Source organism: Rubritalea sp. (assembly GCF_051252225.1).
GTDB lineage: Bacteria > Verrucomicrobiota > Verrucomicrobiia > Verrucomicrobiales > Akkermansiaceae > Rubritalea.
The window spans coordinates 124,098-144,697 of sequence record NZ_JBPOGE010000003.1 but is presented as its reverse complement, the minus strand read 5'-3'; the positions used below and the strand labels follow the sequence as shown (position 1 = coordinate 144,697).

At 49.1% G+C, this 20,600-nt stretch carries 23 protein-coding genes; 12 read left to right on the top strand and 11 right to left on the bottom strand.

Annotation, left to right across the window (positions count from 1 at the left end; translation table 11 throughout):
• The first annotated feature begins 52 nt into the window (after positions 1-52).
• Together ACSHX2_RS04725 and ACSHX2_RS04720 are read left to right on the top strand one after the other, a co-directional pair.
• Positions 53-958: a CDP-archaeol synthase gene (locus tag ACSHX2_RS04725; RefSeq protein ID WP_435691091.1), complete on the top strand. Its 906-nt coding sequence runs from the start codon at positions 53-55 to the stop codon at positions 956-958.
• Positions 959-970: 12 nt separating this feature from the next.
• On the top strand, positions 971-2,125 hold the full coding sequence (locus ACSHX2_RS04720; protein WP_435691089.1) for a 1-deoxy-D-xylulose-5-phosphate reductoisomerase: 1,155 nt from the start codon (positions 971-973) through the stop codon (positions 2,123-2,125).
• A gap of 106 nt (positions 2,126-2,231) precedes the next feature.
• On the opposite strand, the gene ACSHX2_RS04715 is transcribed toward ACSHX2_RS04720, so the two are convergent.
• The 5 genes from ACSHX2_RS04715 to ACSHX2_RS04695 form a co-directional block, all read right to left on the bottom strand.
• Positions 2,232-2,522, bottom strand: a complete 291-nt coding sequence (locus ACSHX2_RS04715) for a P-II family nitrogen regulator (protein WP_435691087.1) — start codon at positions 2,520-2,522, stop codon at positions 2,232-2,234.
• Between the two features lie 6 nt (positions 2,523-2,528).
• Positions 2,529-3,476: a sodium-dependent bicarbonate transport family permease gene (locus ACSHX2_RS04710; RefSeq protein WP_435691085.1), complete on the bottom strand. Its 948-nt coding sequence runs from the start codon at positions 3,474-3,476 to the stop codon at positions 2,529-2,531.
• 73 nt (positions 3,477-3,549) lie between these two features.
• Complete coding sequence (locus ACSHX2_RS04705; protein WP_435691083.1) at positions 3,550-3,846, bottom strand: helix-turn-helix transcriptional regulator; 297 nt, start codon at positions 3,844-3,846, stop codon at positions 3,550-3,552.
• A gap of 190 nt (positions 3,847-4,036) precedes the next feature.
• Positions 4,037-4,435: a cupin domain-containing protein gene (locus tag ACSHX2_RS04700; RefSeq protein ID WP_435691082.1), complete on the bottom strand. Its 399-nt coding sequence runs from the start codon at positions 4,433-4,435 to the stop codon at positions 4,037-4,039.
• Between the two features lie 8 nt (positions 4,436-4,443).
• Positions 4,444-4,806 carry a Dabb family protein gene (locus ACSHX2_RS04695; protein WP_435691080.1) on the bottom strand — a complete coding sequence of 121 codons (363 nt, stop codon included), beginning with the start codon at positions 4,804-4,806 and terminating at the stop codon, positions 4,444-4,446.
• 222 nt (positions 4,807-5,028) lie between these two features.
• Here ACSHX2_RS04695 and rpmI point away from each other — a divergent pair, with 222 nt between their 5' ends.
• The 4 genes from rpmI to pheS all read left to right on the top strand — a co-directional run bounded on the left by rpmI (position 5,029) and on the right by pheS (position 7,470).
• Positions 5,029-5,238 carry a 50S ribosomal protein L35 gene (gene rpmI, locus ACSHX2_RS04690; protein WP_435691078.1) on the top strand — a complete coding sequence of 70 codons (210 nt, stop codon included), beginning with the start codon at positions 5,029-5,031 and terminating at the stop codon, positions 5,236-5,238.
• A gap of 153 nt (positions 5,239-5,391) precedes the next feature.
• A complete protein-coding gene (gene rplT, locus ACSHX2_RS04685) occupies positions 5,392-5,763 on the top strand; it encodes a 50S ribosomal protein L20 (protein WP_435691076.1) in 372 nt (123 codons plus the stop codon).
• Between the two features lie 203 nt (positions 5,764-5,966).
• Complete coding sequence (locus ACSHX2_RS04680) at positions 5,967-6,260, top strand: putative quinol monooxygenase (RefSeq protein WP_435691074.1); 294 nt, start codon at positions 5,967-5,969, stop codon at positions 6,258-6,260.
• Between the two features lie 193 nt (positions 6,261-6,453).
• The gene (pheS, locus tag ACSHX2_RS04675) at positions 6,454-7,470 is read left to right on the top strand and encodes a phenylalanine--tRNA ligase subunit alpha (RefSeq protein WP_435691072.1); all 1,017 of its coding nucleotides are present in this window, start codon (positions 6,454-6,456) and stop codon (positions 7,468-7,470) included.
• Between the two features lie 14 nt (positions 7,471-7,484).
• Here pheS and ACSHX2_RS04670 read toward each other — a convergent pair whose 3' ends face one another.
• From ACSHX2_RS04670 to ACSHX2_RS04660, 3 genes are all read right to left on the bottom strand, one after another.
• Positions 7,485-9,158: a sensor histidine kinase gene (locus ACSHX2_RS04670; protein ID WP_435691070.1), complete on the bottom strand. Its 1,674-nt coding sequence runs from the start codon at positions 9,156-9,158 to the stop codon at positions 7,485-7,487.
• Complete coding sequence (locus ACSHX2_RS04665; RefSeq protein ID WP_435691068.1) at positions 9,155-9,853, bottom strand: response regulator transcription factor; 699 nt, start codon at positions 9,851-9,853, stop codon at positions 9,155-9,157. The genes ACSHX2_RS04670 and ACSHX2_RS04665 overlap by 4 nt, the downstream gene beginning before the upstream one ends.
• Before the next feature lie 106 nt (positions 9,854-9,959).
• Positions 9,960-11,096: a vWA domain-containing protein gene (locus ACSHX2_RS04660; RefSeq protein ID WP_435691066.1), complete on the bottom strand. Its 1,137-nt coding sequence runs from the start codon at positions 11,094-11,096 to the stop codon at positions 9,960-9,962.
• Between the two features lie 128 nt (positions 11,097-11,224).
• Here ACSHX2_RS04660 and ACSHX2_RS04655 point away from each other — a divergent pair, with 128 nt between their 5' ends.
• Positions 11,225-11,536 (top strand): hypothetical protein, encoded by a 312-nt coding sequence (locus ACSHX2_RS04655; protein WP_435691064.1) that lies wholly within the window; start codon positions 11,225-11,227, stop codon positions 11,534-11,536.
• 140 nt (positions 11,537-11,676) lie between these two features.
• Positions 11,677-12,234, top strand: a complete 558-nt coding sequence (locus tag ACSHX2_RS04650; protein ID WP_435691062.1) for a DUF6036 family nucleotidyltransferase — start codon at positions 11,677-11,679, stop codon at positions 12,232-12,234.
• A 50-nt stretch (positions 12,235-12,284) separates the two neighbouring features.
• Here ACSHX2_RS04650 and ACSHX2_RS04645 read toward each other — a convergent pair whose 3' ends face one another.
• On the bottom strand, positions 12,285-12,698 hold the full coding sequence (locus ACSHX2_RS04645; RefSeq protein ID WP_435691061.1) for a hypothetical protein: 414 nt from the start codon (positions 12,696-12,698) through the stop codon (positions 12,285-12,287).
• A gap of 278 nt (positions 12,699-12,976) precedes the next feature.
• Between ACSHX2_RS04645 and pheT the strand changes: the two genes are divergently transcribed.
• A complete protein-coding gene (gene pheT, locus ACSHX2_RS04640; protein WP_435691059.1) occupies positions 12,977-15,379 on the top strand; it encodes a phenylalanine--tRNA ligase subunit beta in 2,403 nt (800 codons plus the stop codon).
• A 104-nt stretch (positions 15,380-15,483) separates the two neighbouring features.
• Here the strand turns inward: pheT and ACSHX2_RS04635 are convergent, their stop codons facing one another.
• Positions 15,484-16,122, bottom strand: a complete 639-nt coding sequence (locus ACSHX2_RS04635) for an RluA family pseudouridine synthase (RefSeq protein ID WP_435691057.1) — start codon at positions 16,120-16,122, stop codon at positions 15,484-15,486.
• A gap of 1 nt (position 16,123) precedes the next feature.
• Positions 16,124-16,732 carry a DUF1287 domain-containing protein gene (locus ACSHX2_RS04630; protein WP_435691055.1) on the bottom strand — a complete coding sequence of 203 codons (609 nt, stop codon included), beginning with the start codon at positions 16,730-16,732 and terminating at the stop codon, positions 16,124-16,126.
• A gap of 127 nt (positions 16,733-16,859) precedes the next feature.
• Here ACSHX2_RS04630 and ACSHX2_RS04625 point away from each other — a divergent pair, with 127 nt between their 5' ends.
• The 3 genes from ACSHX2_RS04625 (at position 16,860) to ACSHX2_RS04615 (ending at position 20,539) form a co-directional block, all read left to right on the top strand.
• A complete protein-coding gene (locus ACSHX2_RS04625; RefSeq protein ID WP_435691053.1) occupies positions 16,860-17,447 on the top strand; it encodes a DUF4202 domain-containing protein in 588 nt (195 codons plus the stop codon).
• A gap of 241 nt (positions 17,448-17,688) precedes the next feature.
• Positions 17,689-18,627, top strand: coding sequence for a YybH family protein (locus tag ACSHX2_RS04620; protein ID WP_435691051.1), 939 nt, complete (start codon positions 17,689-17,691; stop codon positions 18,625-18,627).
• 577 nt (positions 18,628-19,204) lie between these two features.
• Complete coding sequence (locus ACSHX2_RS04615) at positions 19,205-20,539, top strand: tetratricopeptide repeat protein (RefSeq protein WP_435691049.1); 1,335 nt, start codon at positions 19,205-19,207, stop codon at positions 20,537-20,539.
• Positions 20,540-20,600: the final 61 nt, after the last annotated feature.

Genomic DNA, 20,600 nt, shown 5'->3' with positions numbered 1-20,600 from the left:
GTTGGAAATCTCATTGCCAAAAGGGTGCGCGCTAGCTTGGATGCAGTGACGCATGAGTGAAGCAAAATCTAAGGCTCAAGTATTCGGCGCCCGCTTATTCAGTACTCTGTTGCTGATAGCAATTGTGGGCGGTACTTTTGTGAGCATGAATCCTTGGGCGTATTTAGCCCTAGTGAGTTTTCTGTCTATTGCAGCAAGCCATGAGCTTTTTCGAATGTTTTCGATCAGTGGGTTACCATGCCAACAGAAATGGGGGCGCACTATTGCCATCCTTTACACACTCACGGTAGCATCGATGTTAGCGTCACATGGGAGTGATGCTCTTCAGACCTTAGCATTTGTCGATGGGACTGCGGTTGCTCTGGTAGTGCTAGTGAGTTTTATTGTTCAGTTACGTGAGCCGATTGAGGGCAAAAAGCCTCTCATCGCGGTGGCTAGCACTGTATTAAGTTTCCTCTATGTACCTTTTCTTTTTAGTTTCATTGGTCGTTTATTATTCGTGCCTGCCGCTGAGACAGTACCTGAATTTTTCCATGGTGTGCCGGGGGCTATGTTAATGCTTTGGCTGATCTGTGTGACAAAGTTCACTGATATCGGCGCCTATTGTACGGGTTCCTTGATCGGAAAGCACAAGATGATTCCCCATATTTCCCCAGGGAAGACATGGCAGGGGTTCTTTGGGGCGATAGTCTGGGCTGTGGCAGTCGGCTGTGCTGTCTATGCTATTGGTTATGATTCGCTCCAAAATTTAGGTGGTTGGACGCATGTGGTGGTGTTGAGTGTGGTTCTCTCACTGCTCACTGTGGTTGGCGATCTGGCTGAGTCGGTGATCAAGCGCAGTCTCGAAGTGAAGGATAGTGGGAATACCCTCCCTGGGATTGGTGGTGCTCTCGACTTGATCGATAGCCTGTGTTTCACAGCGCCTGCGTTGTATTTTTATCTTTGTTGGGTGGTTTAAAGAAAATTGACGATGAAGCGAAAGAAAGTGGTTTTGTTAGGCTCTACGGGGTCGATAGGTACGAGTACGCTCAAGGTAGCGGCTGAGATTCCTGAACGGATGGAGATTGTCGGTCTAGCAGCGGCGAATAGTGTGGAGGCTCTGGCGCGGCAAACGCGCGAAACTGGGGCGAAGCATGTAGCGATTTATAATCCTAAAAAGGAAGCCGAGCTACGTGCTGCAGTGGATAGCGATGTGCATGTGTATGTCGGCTTGGAAGGCTTAGTGAAGCTCGCTGAGCTAGAAGGCGCTGACATGGTGCTAGTCGCCATTGTCGGGACGGCTGGTTTGCATCCGGCTCTTGCAGCGATCGAAGCTGGCAAGGAGCTCGCGGTGGCGAGTAAGGAAATTTTAGTAATGGCAGGCGAGCTAGTGATGGCCGCTGCAGAGCGAAAGGGAGTAAAGGTTCTTCCCGTTGATTCTGAGCACAATGCCATTTTCCAATGTCTCGAAGGCCACGATGGTGGTCAGAAGGAGATTAGCCGTCTGATTCTCACTGCTTCCGGTGGACCGTTTCGGACCTGGGAGGCTGAGAAGTTAAAAGATGTAAAGTTAGAGCAAGCGCTGAAGCATCCGACATGGGTAATGGGGCGCAAGATTACGATCGATTCCGCGACGTTGTTTAACAAAGGCTTGGAAATGATCGAGGCTCGTTGGTTGTTCGGTGTGGAGATGGATCGCGTGGATGTGATTGTGCATCCTCAGAGTATCGTTCACTCGATGGTCGAATTTGCAGATAGTAGTGTGCTGGCGCAGTTGAGCACTACGGATATGTGTTTCCCTATTCAGTATGCGGTAACTTACCCTGAGCGGGTGAGCAATGGACTAAAGCCATTGAATTTTGCCCAACTTGGTAAGTTAGAGTTCGAAGCTGCGAGACGCGATGTCTTCCCAGCGATCGATCTAGCTGTTCGTGCTGGTACCGAAGGAGGTACTTTGCCCGCGGTTTATAATGCAGCTAATGAAGTGGCGGTAGATGCTTTCATCGAGCAGAAGATTGGCTTCACGGATATTTGGCGCGTTGTTGAGCAGACAATGGATGCTCACGAGGTGAAGCCAGGGAAGTCGATCGATGAGTTGATCGCAGCTGACGCAGATGCGCGCCAGCTGGCGAAGGGCTTCCTCTAAGCTGGTGGTTTGTCCGTTGTGTGAGACTTACTAGGAGTGTGTCTTTTTCTCTTAATCGATAAGAATTTTAAGAGGAGGTGGCTGACTACAAGCATGAGTTAGTTCTCTAGAATTTATCTTTGCGCATTACGGTGACATCACTGTGGTAGGCGATGACTGCATAATGGTCCGTGTACTTGGTGCAGACAGCTTCTAAGATAGCATCAGCATTTTCGGGGCTAACAATAGTCTCTATCTGTACGTTACGGCCTTCCCAATCGGACGCGTTCACGCCGCGTGAGCCTTCACCTTCACAGGCCGTGAGTGTGTATCCAGTGGCGCCGTGAGATTTGATGAGTTCAATGAGCTGTTCTTTGAGCAAGCGTTCGCCGATGATGGTGATTTTTTTTAGTTTCATATTTTTTTAGCTACAGAAGGTTGCGATTTTAAGGAAGAGAGGGATTCCGAAGAGTAGATTGAAGGGGAAGGTGATGCCAAGAGCTAGTGTGAGGTATATCCCCGGGCTTGCTTCTGGTAGAGCAATCCTGACCGCGGCAGGGGCAGCGATGTAGGATGCGCTACCTACCATGGCTCCGAGTACAGCTGCTCCACCGGGGCTCATGCCGATCATGCACGCTGCGACAGTTCCTAGGGTGCCGTGAATCACTGGGAGGGCGCAGCCCAGGAAGATGAGTTTCCATCCAGCTTTACGCATGTCTCTCATTCTTCCTGCTGCCACAGTGCCTAGTTCGAGTAAGAAGATGCAGAGCACACCTTTGAATGGATCTATGAAGAGTGGGGCGACTGATTGCATTTTATCTGCACCGCAGACGGTTCCGATGATTAAACCTCCGACGAGTAGGAAGATGCTTTTACCAGCTAGGACATCGTGAACGGCTTTGCCTAAGTTTCCGCTACCACTGCTACGCGCAAGGATGAGACCGATGATGATTCCTGGGACTTCTAAGATTGCAACGAGCGCGGCTAGATAGCCTTCAGGCTCGAGCCCAAAGGCCTTTGCCGCCTCAATCGAAGCTAGGAAGGTGACTGCGGAGACCGACCCGTAGTGGGCGGCCGTGGCTGCTGCGTCGGTCTTGCTGAGTTTGCCGACCTTTCGCATCAGAAAAAAGGCGGAGAGCGGGGTGATGATTCCCAGAGCGAGAGTTAGTGCTGCTGGCCAGAGTAATTCTGAGAAGCTCGAAAGCGAGACTGCTATCCCTCCTTTGAAGCCGATGGCGAGTAGGAGATAGATGGAGAGACTCTGATAAACTGCATCTGGTAGTTCGAAGTCACTCTTCACCCAGCGGGCGATGGCTCCGAGTACAAAGCAGAGAACGATAGGTGATATTAGATTTTGTAGAGCTAGTTCCATGGTGCGTGGTTGGTTGTCACGCGAGCTCTTAAGCGGATAATTTAGTCATGTAAATAAAAACATGAAATAAATGTCATGTTTTTAAGGGTGCGAGTAAATCGCAGATTTTAACATGTGACTCTAGTGGGTGGCGTAGATGGAAGTTGAGATTGACTGTGTAGTTGTTACGTCGTCCTTCGCGCTGCTTGATGAGGGCGCCAGCATCAACCATTTCGGCTAGTATCCTCTGTACTGCACGCTCTGTAATACCAACATGCTCGGCGAGATCACGGATACGCAGAGAAGGGTCCTGGCTTAAGCAGAGTAGGATATGTGAGTGGTTCGTGAGAAATGTCCAGTTGCGTGGAGCTTCTGATGGTGGCTGACTCATGTTGAAGAGTTAGCACATGCATGACATTTTATACAGGTATAAAATGAGGGGAGTTTGATGGCTTTCTTGTTTTGGAGGAGGTTATCACATCTGATGTTTTTTGATCTGATAATGTTCGTCGAGAGTTGGTGGTACGTGACTCTACTCTACATAGCACTCGCCATAAGCAGGGGGCTCGTAGTAATGCTGGCTATTCTCTAATGGATGCCCAGGGCTCTTGGTTTGAAACATCTGTCGCGATCTCGGCATCTGCGTCCTTGTTGTTGAAAATAGCGAGGAGCTGAGCGTCTTCGTCTCCTACATTATAAGAGCCGTGGATGACTCCCGCTGGGATGTAGACGACCTCACCCGGTCCGAGGAAGCGTTTTTCTTCTCCTATCCATTGTTCGATAGAACCACTGAGAATGTAGAGAAATTCTTCTCGATCTTGGTGGTAATGGAAATCGTGACCGAAGCCTGGCTTAATAGTACCACGAATGAGGAGGATGTCCTTGGACGGTGCGCCTTGCTTGAGGAGATGATGGGAGAAGAACTCATTGAGCCCCATGTCTGCTGGCTCGGCGATGATGTCTTTGTCTTCGATGAACATGATCGTTATTATTTAGCGTAGTAATCGATGACGAGAAGTTTATCCAAGACGGGCTTAAAGTTCGCGACGAATTTCTGGTGCTCAGGATGCGGCGAATATTTATCGAGGTCTTCCTGGTTTTTAAAGGTCACGAAGAAGCAATGAGTAAAGCCTTCTTCTTTTGCTTCAGGTCTGGTGTTAGTGCCCCATTCTAGATCTTCAATGGATTCAATTTTTCCTTTGAGGTCTACGAATTGTTGTTCAATCGCAGTGATTTGCTCAGGCTTGACGTCGTCCTTGAATTTAAAAATGACTACATGGCGGAGAGGCGCTTCTGCGGAAGCAAATTGGAAAAGGCAGACGGTGAAGAGTACGGTGAGTAATTTTAGCATAGGTGACTCTACTACCATAGAATAGGTGGTTTTCCACGGATTAGTGAAAAACTCTTCCGGGAAAGTAGTGTTTCTAGGGGTGGGGTAGTTCTAGGTGAGCTCCTAGAATTTGGCCGTGCCGAAGAAGATTTGAGGGGCGTTAGGCCAAATGCATTATAAATTTACGTGAAATAGCAAAATTCCCCTTGTAAAAGGGTGGGTTCTGACTAGGGTGCGCGTCCCATGGCCAGAAAAGCAGGTAAAGCGAAGACACGTAAGTCCGTAGCTAAGCGCTTCAAAGTCACAGGTACAGGCAAGATTCTTCGCCGTAAACAAGGTAAGCGCCACATTCTTCAAAAGAAGAATCGTAAGCGTAAGCGTTTCCTCGGAAAAGCTGCACTTGTTTCGCCCGCAGATATCAAGAGAGTGAAAGCATCGCTTCCATTCCACTAGGCCCATACCGGTGAACTAGAAACGCGAGCACAGACTCGCCCTCTCGCGAATCGAGAGGAACTCCACGTAGCCAGTCTCACATTGTGAGGATGCGATCAAACGAGACTACGGGAGTAATTATAAGAAACAGTTTGATCAACAAAGGAAAAGAAAATGCCAAGAGCAACAAACAGTCCGGCAAGCCGCGCCCGTCGCAAACGCGTATTATTACGTGCGAAGGGTTTCCGTGGTTTCCGTTCCAAATTATACCGCTATGCGAAGGACGCCGTCATCAAGGCGCGTCAATATGAATACCGTGACCGTAAGAAACGTAAGGGCACATTCCGCCGTCTCTGGATCCAGCGTATCTCCGCTGCTTCCCGTGCACAGGGAATCACTTACTCACGTTTCACAGAAGGCCTCAAAGCCGCTGCAATCGAAGTCGACCGTAAGATCCTTGCTGATCTTGCAGTAAACGACATCGCTTCATTCAACGTTATCGTTGAGCAGGCTAAAGAAGCTCTCGCGAAGAAGCACGCTGTTTAATTAGCAAGCGTTCGTATTCACGAAACAAATCTTATAAGCAGCCACTTGGTTTTACCAAGTGGCTGTTTTTTTGTGAGGTAGACCGTGTGAATACGCATTGCCTAGAGGAGGCATTCGACATTGGACACTTCGCGGTAGTCTTACGTTCTTTAAAGTGTCTAATGTCTAAAGTCTGGCTTTGCATCGAGTGGGCTCGATGGTAGATGAAGAGCATGATCACAAAGAAAATCAATCTTACGGCAAAAGCAGGCAAAGAATCCGAGCTCGAAAATGTACTCAAGGGCATGGTGCTAGGTTCTAAGCCGGAAGCTGGCTGTGTGGTGTACGATCTTTACCAGCAGAAGACTGCACTCGGTGAGTTTTTCCTCATCGAAATCTGGGAGACTGCTGAGCATCTCGATGCGCACAAGCTGACCCCACACTTTGAGAACTTTAAGGCTGTAGCGCCTGAGCTGATCGAGAGTAAGTCTTCAGAAGAGCTCAATAGCTTTCTTTAGTTTTAGTTATCTAAGTTACTCGTGAGTGAGAGTTAAAGCTCACGAGAAATGTTTTACTCTCAGCCATTTGGTTTTTCCGAATGGCTTGTTTGTTCTATTCTTAGTGCAATAGTTGATAGTGCTGTAGGCGCGTTGGCTGTGGAGTTAAAACCATTGGACAGAGCGGGGGATTTATGGCACGGCTTTGCCGTCCATGAAGCAGGAACTCGAAACAATCCAAGTTGACGCTCTCAGCGCCATAGAAGCCGCCTCTGATCAGAAGACTCTGGATGAGGCTCGTGTCGCATTTCTCGGTAAGAAAGGTCGCCTCACTGCAGCCTCTGCCGCGATGAAGGATCTGCCGAACGAGGAGAAGCCTGCGTATGGTCAGGCGCTGAATGTGGCGCGTCAGGCGATCACTTCTGCAATCGATTCTAAGCTTGCCTCACTCCAAGAGGAAGCTGACAAGAAGTCAGTGGACGGGATCGATCTCACACTTCCGCCGCGCGAGTTACTCGAAGGTGGACTGCACCCGCTTACTTTAATCAAGGATCGCGCTATTCAGATTCTTCGCCGTATGGGCTTTGCTCTTGCTGATGGCCCAGAGATCGAGACTGAATACCATTGTTTCGATGCCCTGAATACGCCGGATGATCATCCAGCACGCAACGAAAAGGATACTTTCTATTTCGACAGCGGAAAGCTTCTCCGCACGCATACTTCATCTGTGCAGATCCGCACTATGGAAAAGGCGACTCCACCAGTGCGCATTATCGCACCAGGTTCCGCTTACCGTCGTGACGAGATAGATGCGACTCACCTTTCAGTTTTCAACCAGCTCGAAGGTTTGTTCGTGGCTGAAGATGTGAAGCTTGGAGATCTCAAGGGAACGCTTGAGTATTTCCTTCGAGCACTTTTCGGGAATGAAACTGAAGTACGTTTCCGCCCACACTTTTTCCCATTCACTGAGCCGAGCTTCGAGATCGATGTGAAACTTCACGTGAAGGGCGAGGCGCCAAAATGGATCGAAGTCGCAGGTTGTGGTATGGTCGATCCAGCTGTGTTTACTTCACTTGCTGAGCAGCGTGGGGATGACCTTTTTGATCCTGAGAAGGTGACAGGTTTTGCCTTCGGCATGGGCCTTGACCGTCTCGCGATGATTCAGTGGGGGATTAAAGACATCCGTCTTCTTATCGATAACGATACTCGTTTCCTTAAGCAGTTCGCCTAATCGGGGAGCCTCGTTTATCGAGGTATTTCCAATGTGAAGGAAGATCCGCCATCTGGTGAATCTTGGTAGCTCAGTTTACTTTGCATAGACTGGGCTAATCGCAGCGACAGCGCTAGCCCTAGTCCGACACCGGGTTGGGTTTCAGCAGCTTTGTCCGCTGATTTATGAAACGCCTGGAAGATTTTCTTCCTCTCTGCTTTTGGGATTCCTGGGCCGTGGTCGCGCACGGTGATTTGCCACGTGTTTTTAGACTCCTTGAGCTCTAGATGCACGTGCGGAGGCTCTGAAGAGGGAGCGTACTTGGCGGCATTATCAATGAGGTTGAAGAGGATGTGCTCGAGTTTGCTGGTATCTATAGAGGGAGTGAAGGCGGCTGGGTAATGAGTTTGGAGTTCCAGTCCTGCAGAGTCTAAGCGCTCTCGGAAACGAGGGCGCATGGGGGATACTAGCTCTAAGGCATCGCCAGTGACGAGTTGCGCGCTTGCGCTGCCGCGTTCGATTTGTGAGAAGATTAGAACATTTTCAACGAGGTGCGTGAGTCGGTCAGATTCACGAGAGAGCACCTTGAGGTATTCCCCACTTTTTTCTGGTTTGTGTGCCTTATTTTGAAGGATGTCTGTGTAGAGCTTAAAGGTGGTGAGTGGTGTGCGGAGCTCGTGGGTGACGGCCGAAACGAAGGAGGCGCGACGCGCACTGAGGCGGAGAATACCTCTGATCAGAATAGCACCAGCAACGAGGGCGACAAGAGCTCCTGCCCATGCGATCCATAGTGAGGTGTCTAACTGAGTACTAAGCTCGCTAATATGAGGGGTGGTCTCGTTAGTGACGAGCAGGAAAGGAAGAGACACTAGAGCGAGCGGGTTCTCTGCCTTTAGCTGTGGAGAGGTGGGGGTGAGTTCGGCTTTGGGGAGGAGTTCTTTGATTTCCGATAGCATCGCTGTGGATAGGGCTTGGTGATCGAGCCATGCCCCTTGATTCGCCTGTTTGTTAGCGTAGCGGATGGAGCGCCAGAGGAAGAGCTCATGGTTATGCCAGAGTGATTCGAATGGGCTGATAGAGTTCGGGGCGAACGCGCTGTCGGCCTGTCTCACTTGAAGCTTTTGTGAATTGTCTACAGCGATACTGTTATTGGTTTGAAATGCTTTGGAGCGAGCAGTCTTCTCGTTGACGTTTTGTGCTACTTGGTAGTTATCGACTTCGTACTTGGATCCGCTTTTCCATGCGGTTGGGATAGACTCTTCGGTTGCCTTCTGGGGCGGTGAAGTATGTGCAGAAGTGCAGAATGAGATCTGTGTGGGGAGGGCTGCAATGAGCTGTTCTTGGGCGTTAATTCCTGCGGGGAGATTGCTGGCTCCTACTGTGATCTGCGAGCTGCCATTTACTTCAAAACGGCACTGGATCGCGCTTTGGTAGATTCCATCGATACGAGTGCTGAGGTAGGAATCGACTGGGATTTGATTTTCAGCGAGAAGTAGGCCTGCAGCATAGGCGTCTAGTCTCCAAAGTGAGAGGCGAGTGCGCTCTTCTATATCTGCTCGAGCTTCGGCGTAGAGTTGATCTGCTTTGGCTCGAGCGCTGATTTTTTGATGCTCTATGCTTCGGTACGTGAGCCAGCCCATACCGGTGATGACGGCAAGGGCGCAGATGGCAAGGGGCGCCCAAATGATCATTGTGCGATTGGGTTTCATAGCTGGGCGTTGGGGTGAAACTGGTAGCCTTTTCCGCGCGCCGTAGTGATGAGTTGTTGCTGGGAGTCGCGTAGTTTCTGTCGCAGATTCATGATGTGTACGTCGACTGTGCGCGTCTCTGTGTGCTGTGGTTGAAGCCCCCAGACGTGCTGAAGTAGCTCTGCTTTGGAGACGATACGGTTCTCAGATTGCGTGAAATATTGGAGCAGCTGCGCTTCTTTTTCTGATAGGTGAGTTTCTTCCTCTGAGGGAAATAGAATTTTACTGTGCTTGAAGTCTATGGTGGCGTGACTGAGCTGAACTGTTTGGTTGTTTTGAACGCGTTCGCAACTCCGGCGCAGTACCGCGTCCACGCGGGCGAGAAGTTCCTTCATGCTGAAAGGTTTGACTACGTAGTCGTCTGCTCCGTGAGTGAGGCCGTGGATACGATCCCTTTCTTCCCCTCTAGCGGTGAGCATGATGACTGCTTGGCCAGGTCTTTTTTTTCTTAGAGCTTCAAGAATGTCAAAGCCTGAGGGGCCGGGCATTACTACATCGAGTAACAAGAGATTGTAGCTGCACTCGAGTGCTGCCTTCATTCCTTGGTGCCCATCGGCGGCTTCGATCGTCTGGTAACCAGCGTATTGGAGTATGTCGACGACCCCATTTCTAATAGCGGTGTCGTCTTCTATGACGAGAATGGTAGGAGTCTGCACTGGCTGAGCGGTGGGGTTTACGAGTTACGTGTTTAGTGAGGGATAGCATCTCTTAGAGCCAAGTCCCATCAGAATTGTGGGTCTACTGAGGCTTAGCTGGGAGCGATTACTTCTTAGTGAATTGGTAGCCTAGTTTCTGGGCTTGCTGGCGGGTTGTCTGGACGATGGCTTGATCTAGTGTGGCTTGTTCGCCGTCCTTTTTTTTTGCCTGATTTTTAGAAATGTAGGTAAGGCGCTGCGCATTAAGTTGCTTGATAGAAGTCTGGATTTCTGAGCGCTTGTCGGTGATCTCTTTGATCTTAGCGTTGAGCTGTGCGTCATTGAGATCTCTAAATTCTTCTGGGAGTTGTTGCTTGGTTAGAGTTTCTGGCTTGAGCTGGTTGTGTTCCACTGCGTCGACGAGATCCCAAGCTGAATTACAGTAATTCTGGGTGATTTTTGTGTTAGATCGCTGGAGTGCCGCACCTGAAGAGGCGTAGGCTTCTGCATGGCTGTCTGCTTCTAATTGTTTGAGCTTTCCGCTTTCACCGTGGACGCCATAGGGGATATAGGTGTCATTAAGTTTCTTATTGAGGTCTGATATTTTTGCATCTTGCGGAGCTTTGATATGGTTTACAGCCTTGTCTTTATTGATGGTGAGGTACTGCCCTCCTGCTAGTGCTGCTCCATCATTCCATTGACCTACTATTCCTTCCTCACGCGTTCCACAGTGAATCGTATTTACTAGGATGCCTTTTTGCATTCCGTCTCTGCAGGCTTTGTGCGCATTAACTGGGCCTTGAGTGAATGGCTCATTTCCTGCGATGAAGATTGTTTTATATGCTTTAGGGTGGGAGTTCCATTGGAGGTCGGCTAGAGCGCGCTGGATGGTAGCTCCACAGTATTCTTCTCCACCACCGGTCGTGAGTGAAAATAACTTTTTGCTGACTTCGTCGAGGTCGCGGGTGAAGGGCTGAACGAGTCGGATGTAATTCGTCTCAACGGAAAGTGCGTTGTTGCCATACTCGTAAAGGGCCACTTCTACATGGGGGTTCATGCCATCACACTCCGCGTCGGTGAAGCCGTTGACTACTTTCCAGAGCTGCGTCTTCGCTTGGTTTATCAGTCCTGACATGCTGCTCGATGTGTCGAGAAGGAGAGCGATTTGGATGCTCGGCTGAGGATCTTCTGGTGGAGAGATCGTTTTAGCTTCTGCATTAATGAAGAAGGCTAGGCTTAGGCTGAGGAGTATTTTTATTTTCATAACAGCTCCAGTATGGGGCTGCTATGACTGTGTAATGTAAAAGCTGTGTAAAAAGGTATTCATGAGAAGTTGGGCTTTTTTAATCTGGAGCTTTACAGGTCTTAGGTTTTTTCTTATATTAGCTGTTCATGGCTAGTAGTGTAATTATTCAAGATATCTTGTCGAGAAAGGCTGCAGGCGTAGAACGTATGCTGCATCGACAAATGCGTATTCAAGAAAGACTAGCCGATAGAGTCGAGCATGAGCCAGAGCTGATGGCACTAGGGATGCAAAAGGTGCGGTCTCAATTAGCCAAGCCAAACTGCCCTGCCCGAGCTATTTACCAAGAATGGGAAACCATCTTATCTACCCAAACTGCTGAATGTATCGCCAGCTTGTTACGTGACACCTCCCACGATACCGATCAACTCAGAGCATGTGCTCCCTTTAGTTTGAGTTGATTTTTGAAATCGTCTGAAGAAATCGACACAGGATTTTTCTCTCTTTAATGAATTTTTGCTTTAGTTAGGGGCTATCAGCTGGGGGTGTCACAGTGGCACGGCATCTGCTGATTGTATATTAAACCAACGAAAGTGAGCAGATGAGCACACAGCGTGAATTATTTGAAGAAGATCTAAGTATCGCATTGAGAGCCGCAGCAGAAGCGTACGACCGTAAACGATTTGTTGTCGTTGGGTCTGCGTCTATTTTAGCCTCACATCCAGAGGCGCCTGGCTATTTACGTCTCTCCTCTGACATCGATATGTTTCCCTTGAGGAAATTGAAGACTGAGACATTTAAGAGCGGAGATGATATGGTCGGTCAAGCGAGCCAGTTCGAATTTAACCATGACTTTTATGTCGAGCGTGTGGGTGACTGGACGATGCTCTCACAGCCAGCAGGCTGGTTGGAGCGCTGCGTACAGTTCAAGGTAGATGGGATTACTGGGTATTGCCTGGCTCCTCTAGATTTGGCTTATAATAAGACCGAAGCGGGAAGGAAAAAGGACATCGATTTTGTCGCCGGTATGATAGCGGAGAAAATTATTAGCCGGGAGGAACTCGGGATTTTTATTCAGTCTGAATGCCCTCACCCAGATTTATTGCCGACCGTAGAAAAGCGATTTGATCTTGTGTGCGCTGAGCTAGACAAAGTATAGGCGGTTTTACCGCTGAGATAAAGTTTACAGGGGCGTTGTGCCCCCAGTCGCTAGCATCCGCATTTTCTAAGTGAGGCGATAGCATTCATTGCCGTGATGATTAGGATAGAAATTGCTATATAAACTAGTGGCCAGGCCGCGTGTGAGCGCAAAAAGAATTCAGCGAGAAGAGCGCCACTCATCGCTCCCGTGGCGTAGAGGATATTAGTGCAGAAGAGGTTGCGATAGGGGGGCGTCTGAATCTTATTCGTTAATAAGAGCACCGCATTGATGAAAAAGCTGAGTGAGGCAAAGCCGATCACAAAGCCAGTGGAAATCCTAAAGAATGTGGGGTCGAGTCCTATTGGTTTTGCCATATCCTCAAAGGCTGCAACGGAGATCGGCCAAGCGGCAAATTTTGAAACAGTAAAGCGTACAAGAGCAAGACCAGCGAGGATATTTAAAGGTACTAATATTTTCTTCATCACTGGGTAAGAACACTCTTCGCTTACTTTTATTTCTTAGTATATTTGGGAATAATTACTTGAGATCTCTCTGTCTCCACGATTCCCCGCGTTCAAGGGTCAGATACTTTGTATTTTAGATGAAGGAGGGATAGCCGCAGAATGATTGACATTTGGGGCGATTTCCTTCAGTGAAAGCGCATCAAGTTTCGGGTTCATTGGCGGTGATTTCATCGTGCAGGAACCTGACTCCTAACACATCAATCTTAACACCGCTTCGCCTAGCGAAGTATTGTCTCATGAACGTATCTTTCAATTGGCTCAACGACCACCTCGACCTTAGCGATCACAGTCTCGAACAACTCGATGATCTTCTCACTTTTGCAGGTGTGGAAGTAGAGGGGACTTCTCAGACTGGTGTTCCATCAGATAAAATCGTGGTCGCCCAGATTGTGGAGGCTGTGCCGCATCCAGATGCCGATAAGCTAAAGGTGACGAAGGTTGATGCTGGCGAAGGAGAGCTACGTCAGATTGTTTGCGGTGCGAAAAATTATAAGGTCGGCGATAAAGTTCCTTGTTGTCTTCCTGGTGCGAGCCTTGGTGATTTCACCATTGGTGAGACTAAAATGCGTGGAGTCGAGTCTAAGGGGATGCTAGCTGGAGCTGGTGAGATTGGTCTTGTTGACGAAGAAGATGGATTAATGATTCTTCCTGCGGATGCTGAGATAGGTAAGCCACTCGTGGAGATGTTCGAGTCCGACACGATCATCGAAGTGGAAATAACTCCGAACCGTCCCGACCTTCTCAGTCACAATGGAATGGCGCGTGAGCTTTCCGCTCTGACTGGAAAAGCACGTAAGCCATTTGATCAGCCAGTTCTCGAAACGACTACCGCGACTGCTGCCGTGAAGATCTCTGCAGAAGAGCGTTGCCCGCTCTATACTGCGACTAAAATTTCTGGTGTCAAAGTCACCGAGAGCCCAGCGTGGCTCAAAACAAAGCTTGAGGCAATCGGTCTCCGCCCGATCAATAACGTGGTGGATATCACGAACTTTGTGCTCCACGAACTCGGTCATCCGCTCCACGCATTTGATGCGGCTAAGGTAGAGGGGTCGCTCGATATTCGCCTCGCAGCGGATGGGGAGAAGTTCGCTGCTCTCGACGGTGGTGAAGTGGAGCTCAACTCCGAGGATCTTCTGATCTCTGACGCTGCTGGGAATGCGCTCGCGCTTGCAGGTATCATGGGCGGTGCTCATTCAGGAGTTTCTGAGGGAACGACTGATGTCATTCTCGAGTCGGCGTATTTCACACCTTCCTTCATTCGCCGCAGCTCACGCCGTACTACACTGAGCTCGGATTCTTCTTACCGTTTTGAACGTGGTTCCGACCCGCAAGCCGTGCTTAACGCAGCAGCGCTCGCTGCTAAGTTGATTGTGGAAATTGCTGGAGGCTCCATCGAAGGAGCTACTGAAGTTGCCGGCGAAGCGCCTGTACTCACGCAGCCAGTGACTCTAAACATTGCTAAGCTCGAGCAGCTCATGGGTGGGTCTATCACACTCGATGCTGCGAAAGATATTCTTACCAAGCTCGGTCTCACCGAAGGAGCTGATAATCTATGGGAAATCCCAAGCTACCGTCTCGACCTTCAGCGTCATATCGACCTCGTGGAAGAAATCGCACGTGTGCATGGTCTCGATAATGTCGAAAGCCGCTTCGTCGGAGCTTACGTGGACGAAAGCGATGTCGATAAAGCCTACGATTACCAACTTCAGCTCAAACAGCAGCTGGCTGCACTGGGTTTCTACGAGACACAAACAATCAAGCTGATTGCTGAGCACTCTAACGACAACATGGTGGCGCAGATGTGCGATGCTCTCCCACAGCGTCCGCTGATGGATGGTGACCTCGTTAAAGTAGCTCTGCCACTTTCTGAAGATCACGCTGTGATGCGCCCGAGCCTCGTGCCAGGCCTCGTTGCAGTCGCTGCGCGTAATATCCGCCAAGGACGTAAGTCACTTCGCTTCTTCGAAATGGGCAAACAGTTCCGCAATGCTGGCGGTGGCAAGGCGAAGGATTTGGAAGCTGAGTCACTTTCCCTACTTATTTCAGGAACAGACGCACCACTCAACTGGGCGAACAAGGTTCCAGCCATTGCTGATCTCTACGACCTCAAGGCGGTGATCGCTGCTGCACTTCCAAAAGCGGTTGTTCAGCTCAAGGAACGCAAGCGTGAGGGCTTCATCCTCGCTGCTGACGTTCTGGCTGATGGTAAACCTATCGGTGCCTTTGCTCAGCTCACTCCAGCGCGCTGTCGTGAAATTGATGCCAACAATCCAGTCTACGTGGCTGAGCTCGATCTCTCGAAGCTTCAGCAACTTGCTACTGGTGTTGAAAAGGTAGATCCGCTTCCACAGTTCCCTGGCTCTAGTCGTGATGCCGCGATGGAAGCACCGATCACACTTGAGAATGCTGCGATCGAAAATGCGATCAAGAAGCACAACGAAGCGCTTCTAGTCGACTTCCATTGTTTCGATGTTTTCACCGACGCAACAGGAGAGAAGCTGGCTGCTGACAAGAAATCTGTTGCCTATAGCTTCACTTATCGTTCCGCAGACAAGACACTGAAAGCGAAAGAAGTCGATCAAGCGCACCAAGCTCTCCTCGACTACCTCGCGAAGAGTGTGAAAGTGACTTTCCGTTAGGTTGGATCATTTCTGTCACTAGCTGTGGTTGCTTGTGACTTCAGATGAGGAGCAATCTATCAACCCCGCCTGACGCTTAGGGTAAGGGTGTGGATGGTTATAGCTCACCACTGAGGGGAGGACTTGAGAGTGATGCACTCACCGCTGTACGGATGGGTAAACTCTAATATTGATGCGTGGAGCTTGAGCTTGCCGTGTTCGGTTTCAGATCCGTAGAGGGTGTCGCCAATGATGGGGGAGGCTAGTCCTTGCTCGTGAGCTGCGTGGACACGGAGCTGGTGGGTGCGGCCAGTGATGGGTTTGAAAAGGATGCGAGCGTGGCCATTTTCATTTCCTAATAACTCCCAATCGGTGATGCCCATTTTGCCGTGGACGGGATCGTAGATCTGGTGAGGGCGGTTGTCGGGATCGAGTCGGAAGGGGAGTTCGATGTGGCCTTGTTTGACGTGAATTTCACTTTCTAACAATGCGATGTATTCTTTGCGGGTTTCGCGTTGTTCGAATTGGCGGGAGAGGTGTTTCAAGCTCGCGGCATCTAGAGCAAAGAGCATGATGCCAGAGGTGTCCATGTCAAGTCGATGGACTGCTGGGTAGTTGGGCGCCTGTGGGAATTCCTTTAGCACTCGGGAGGTCAGAGAATCTTCAGCATGAATACCTTTTCCTGGCACTGCGACGAGACCGCTGGGTTTATTGATGGCGACGAGAAAATCGTCTTGGTAGAGGATGTCGAGAGAGGGGCTCATGTTATGGGATGCGGTAGTGTCCGGTGAGTGGGCCTGTGATTTTTTCGTTGAAGAGTACATCATTTTCGATGACGCCGATGCCAACATTGTGGATGAGTGCCCAGTGGCCTGAAATGCCTTTTCTATCACTCACAATCATGATGTGTGGGGTGACCCCGCCGATAGAGCAGGTTAGGATGTCTCCAGGTTGGTAGTTTGTGGCTACTTTCTTGAGATTTAACTCCCAGCCTTGTCTTCTAAAATAGACTTGTAAGTTAGGTACACGCCTATGGTCAATATTGGGATCAGGTTCTGTCAGTCCCCATAGATTTGGGTAGGCATCAAAATTTGCAGACATGTCTTCATATATCACTTGTTGTAGATCGATACGCCTGGCCTTCCGTAAACTCCGGATAACCACATCTGTGCATACTCCTTTTTCAATAGGAAGATCGCCTTTAGGGTACTTTAAGGCAACATAGCTGGGGTCATAGGCCGTAGTTTTACCAATTTGCCAACGGGTGGCAGAAAGTATTTTGCGCTGGCTTCTGGTGAAGTGACTGTTTTCTGACGAGCAGCCTACCGTGAATAATAGGCATAGAGTGAGAGTGTGTATGAGAGCTCGAAGCATTTCTGAAATCTGGATAACTATCTTCGAGCTATTATACAATGATCTTAGTTGAAGGTGCATTCATGAATAGGGACGGAGTGCGTATCAAGAGTTGAGTTTATATGGATATTAGGCTTACTCTTGGGCTATGGAAAAAGAAGCCTTGTTTGAACTCGCATTTGAAAAGTTTGATGCTGCCAATTCTCTAGACCCTCGCATATGGGAGGCAGATGGAATGTCTTATCCGCAAGAGCTCTTTTTTTCTGAGCAGCACACGAAGTGGGTGGAGAAGTTAGATCCTGAAGCTTCTGATGCGCTGTTGTTAGCGTCGCGCTGTCAGCATATCTGCCGCTGGGAAATCCCGCGTAAGAGTTACACGATGGATCGCACGGGCTACCTTACTTGGCGCAGTGACTTGAAGAAGTTTCACGCAGTGAAGGCTGGTGAGATACTTAGAGAAGTCGGCTACGATGATGCCGTGGTGACACGCGTGCAGGATCTTAATCTGAAGAAAAATTTGCGTAAAGACCCTGAATGTCAAACGCTAGAGGATGCGCTGTGTCTCGCATTTATGGAACACCAATTCGATGACCTTATTGACGGTACTGATGAGGAGAAAATGGTGAAGATTGTACAAAAAACTTGGGGAAAAATGAGTGAGAAGGGGCATGCTGAAGCACTCAAATTACCATTGTCAGCGCAGGCTTTGGAGATTGTTCAGAAAGCTCTGGCATAGTAGCTGCGGTAGCGGAACGAGACGTAAACTAACATAGATCGTGTAATGAGCGGTCTTGAAGGCACGTTCTATAATCTTAGTCTAGTTTCTGGAGGAGTAGATTTGAGCGTTAACCTATTTAGATAGATTAATTAAATCCTTCCCTAAAGGGTGATTGCGAATCCCCCTATTTAGAGGGTAAATATTTTGATCGGTTAGATAGTGCTGGCTCGAATGAGTCTCATGCGGTAATAGGAAGGGCATGAAATGTATCATTTTTGGGGTAGCTCTTTCTCTAACGGCTGCTTTGAACGCAGAAGAGGTTGCCGAGGAATCGGTTGAGATCATAGAGATGGCTGAGAATCCAGAGTGGGAGCAGTTAGAGAGTGCCGCTAAAGCTTATGTGAAGGCATTCAATGACAAGGACGCTGGAGCCATTGCTGGATTATTCGCGGATGAGGGTGAGATTTTATTGTCCGAGGATGTGAAGGTTGCTGGGTACGATGCTATTGAGCAGTACTATACGAGGGTTTTTGATAGTAATCCTACAGCGCAAGTTGGTTTGGAAGCGACTTCGGTCAGTTTTGAGACCCCAGAGTTGGTAGTTGAGGAAGGTGCCGTTGTTTTTTCTGAGGGCGAAGAAATTGTGACTACTTTCTATTATGCTGCTATTATAGGAAAGCAGCAGGACGGTTCATGGAAGATTATCCAAAGTCGTAATAGAGAGGTGTTAGACTCTGAAGCTAATCAAGCGCTTGACGAGATCGGCGGAATAGTCGGAGAGTGGGTTTCAAAGTGGGATGATTCGAGCTACAAAGTTGATTTTAAATGGGATCCTTCAGGAGCATGGATAGTGGGGGACGCTCGCTATATTTCTCCAGATACTGAACCTATGCACACCACTATTCGGATTGGTTGGGATGCTGCTGCTGGTCAGCTAGTTTCTTGGTCTTTTGATTCGCTTGGAGGTTACTCAAAGTCAACATGGTCGAAGAGCGATGGAGAGTGGACAATGGATGCCTCTGGAGTCAATGCGCAAGGAGAGCTCTCTACGAGCAAGCAATCTGTGGTAGTAGAGGTAGGAAGATCAGTGCGCTGGAAGTTCACCGAGCGTGTCGTTGCAGGTGAAGAAGAAGAAGATTTTGAGATGCGCTTGGTCAAGACGCCGCCAAAGCCATTTACAACCCCAAAAGGAGAATAATATGAAGGCAATGAAATGTATTTTAACACAAAGTTTGTGGCTAGGGTCTAGTCTCACTATGATGACTTTACCCATGCTTGAAGCAAGGGGAGTCTCAAGAGATGGAGGTAAAAGGTCTAGTGGTGCTCGTTCTGTACAAAGGCCTTCCAAGGCGCACTCAGTTCAACGCCCATCATCGTCTTCTTCATCAAAGCGTTCACCGATGACCAGTTCCAGGCCGAGTTCACGGCCGAGTGTTTCGAGGCCGTCGGTGCAGCCGTCTCAGCGCCCGAGTGTTTCGAGACCATCAGTGCAGCCGTCTCAGCGCCCGAGTGTTTCGAGACCATCAGTGCAGCCGTCTCAGCGCCCGAGTGTTTCGAGACCATCAGTACAACCGTCTCAGCGCCCAAGTGTTTCAAAGCCAACTACACGGCCTTCGGTTAGGCCCGGGGATACCAAGTATACTAAGCCTAGTGTGGGCTTGGATGGCCGTCCAATTCAGGGTAAACCATCCCAGCTGCCCGCTGCTAAGCCTTCAACTAGACCCGGAAACGGAAGTATTGGCAATAGACCTTCACAACCAGGTGGAGGGGATATAGTGAATCGACCGAAACCAGGAAATAGACCTTCGGTTGGTCAGCCAATTGCAAAACCGCCACTCAGTGGCCGCCCGCCGGGATCAGGCAAGCCAAACCGCCCAGATTGGGGGAGTAGACCTGGTGTGGGACATCGACCAGGTGGTGGGAATAATATAAATATTGGAAACAGTGTTGATGTGAATTTTAACCGAAATGTGAATTGGTCCGTAGATTCTAAACATTGGGGTGGCAGACCATGGTGGGGCGCAGGATCTTATTACCCATGGCATGGCGGACATTGGGGATACGGATACCATCACAGACCATACTATTACCCAGCAGGTAGAGCTGTCGCTTGGGGGCTCGTAGGTTGGGGCTTAGGAAATCTGATCTTTGATTGTGGATACTCTAATTACTATAATCCATATCCAGCCCAGACTGTTGTAGTCTATAACGATAGCGGAAAAAGCAGTGACTTTAATTACTCAGAACCAGTGACGGTGGCTGCTGAGCAGGCTGTCGAACAACGCTCAGATATGAGCCAAGAGGAGAGTGATAGTTTTGCGACAAAAGCTAGTGACGCCTTCGAAGATGCGCGAGTTGCCTTTAAAAAGAAGGATTACCTCACAGCATTGAAGAAAACTGACGAAGCGATTAGCTATGACCCAGGTGACACAGTACAGCATGAGTTTAGGGCTCTTTGTCTTTTCGCTCTGCAGAGATATGCCGATGCGGCATCGGTGCTAAATTCTGTGCTTTCTTCAAGCCCAGGCTGGGGATGGGAAACCATGATTGATCAGTACGAGTCATCAGCGACTTATGAATCACAGCTGAGAGCTCTGGAGGAATATGCGAAGAAGTCTCCAAAAGCTGCCGATGCTCAGTTCTTACTAGGCTACCACTATATGACTGAGGGCCACTTGAAGGAGGCATCAGCGGCATTTGAGAAATGTGTTCAATTACAGCCTCGTGACCAAGTTGCTCAGCAGCTTCTCCAGTTGACTAAAAATTCGACGACCGGTGATACTGATGATTCAGAATTACCCGCTGATTCAACGAAGGAGTATAATCCACCACCATTGGATTCTATTCATGGGAAATGGACCGCAAAAACTCCCACAGGTACGATTGTGCTTACCATCAGTGATGACGACAAATTTGTCTGGAATTTCGATGACGGCAAAAAGCCATTTAAGATGGAGGGTAATGCCAGCATGGATGACGGATTGTTAGTTCTTAGTGATGAAGAAAGCCAGATCGTAGCAGCTATTGAAATGAAGGGAGATTCGACTCTCAATTTCATAATAGCTGGTGGTGCCGAAGGTGACCCAGGGGTTAACTTTAAGAAGTCATAATTTATGAAGTCAGCATAGCGTCCTGTCTGTCGATTAGTGTAGCTTCTCTCGGCAGCGGGGC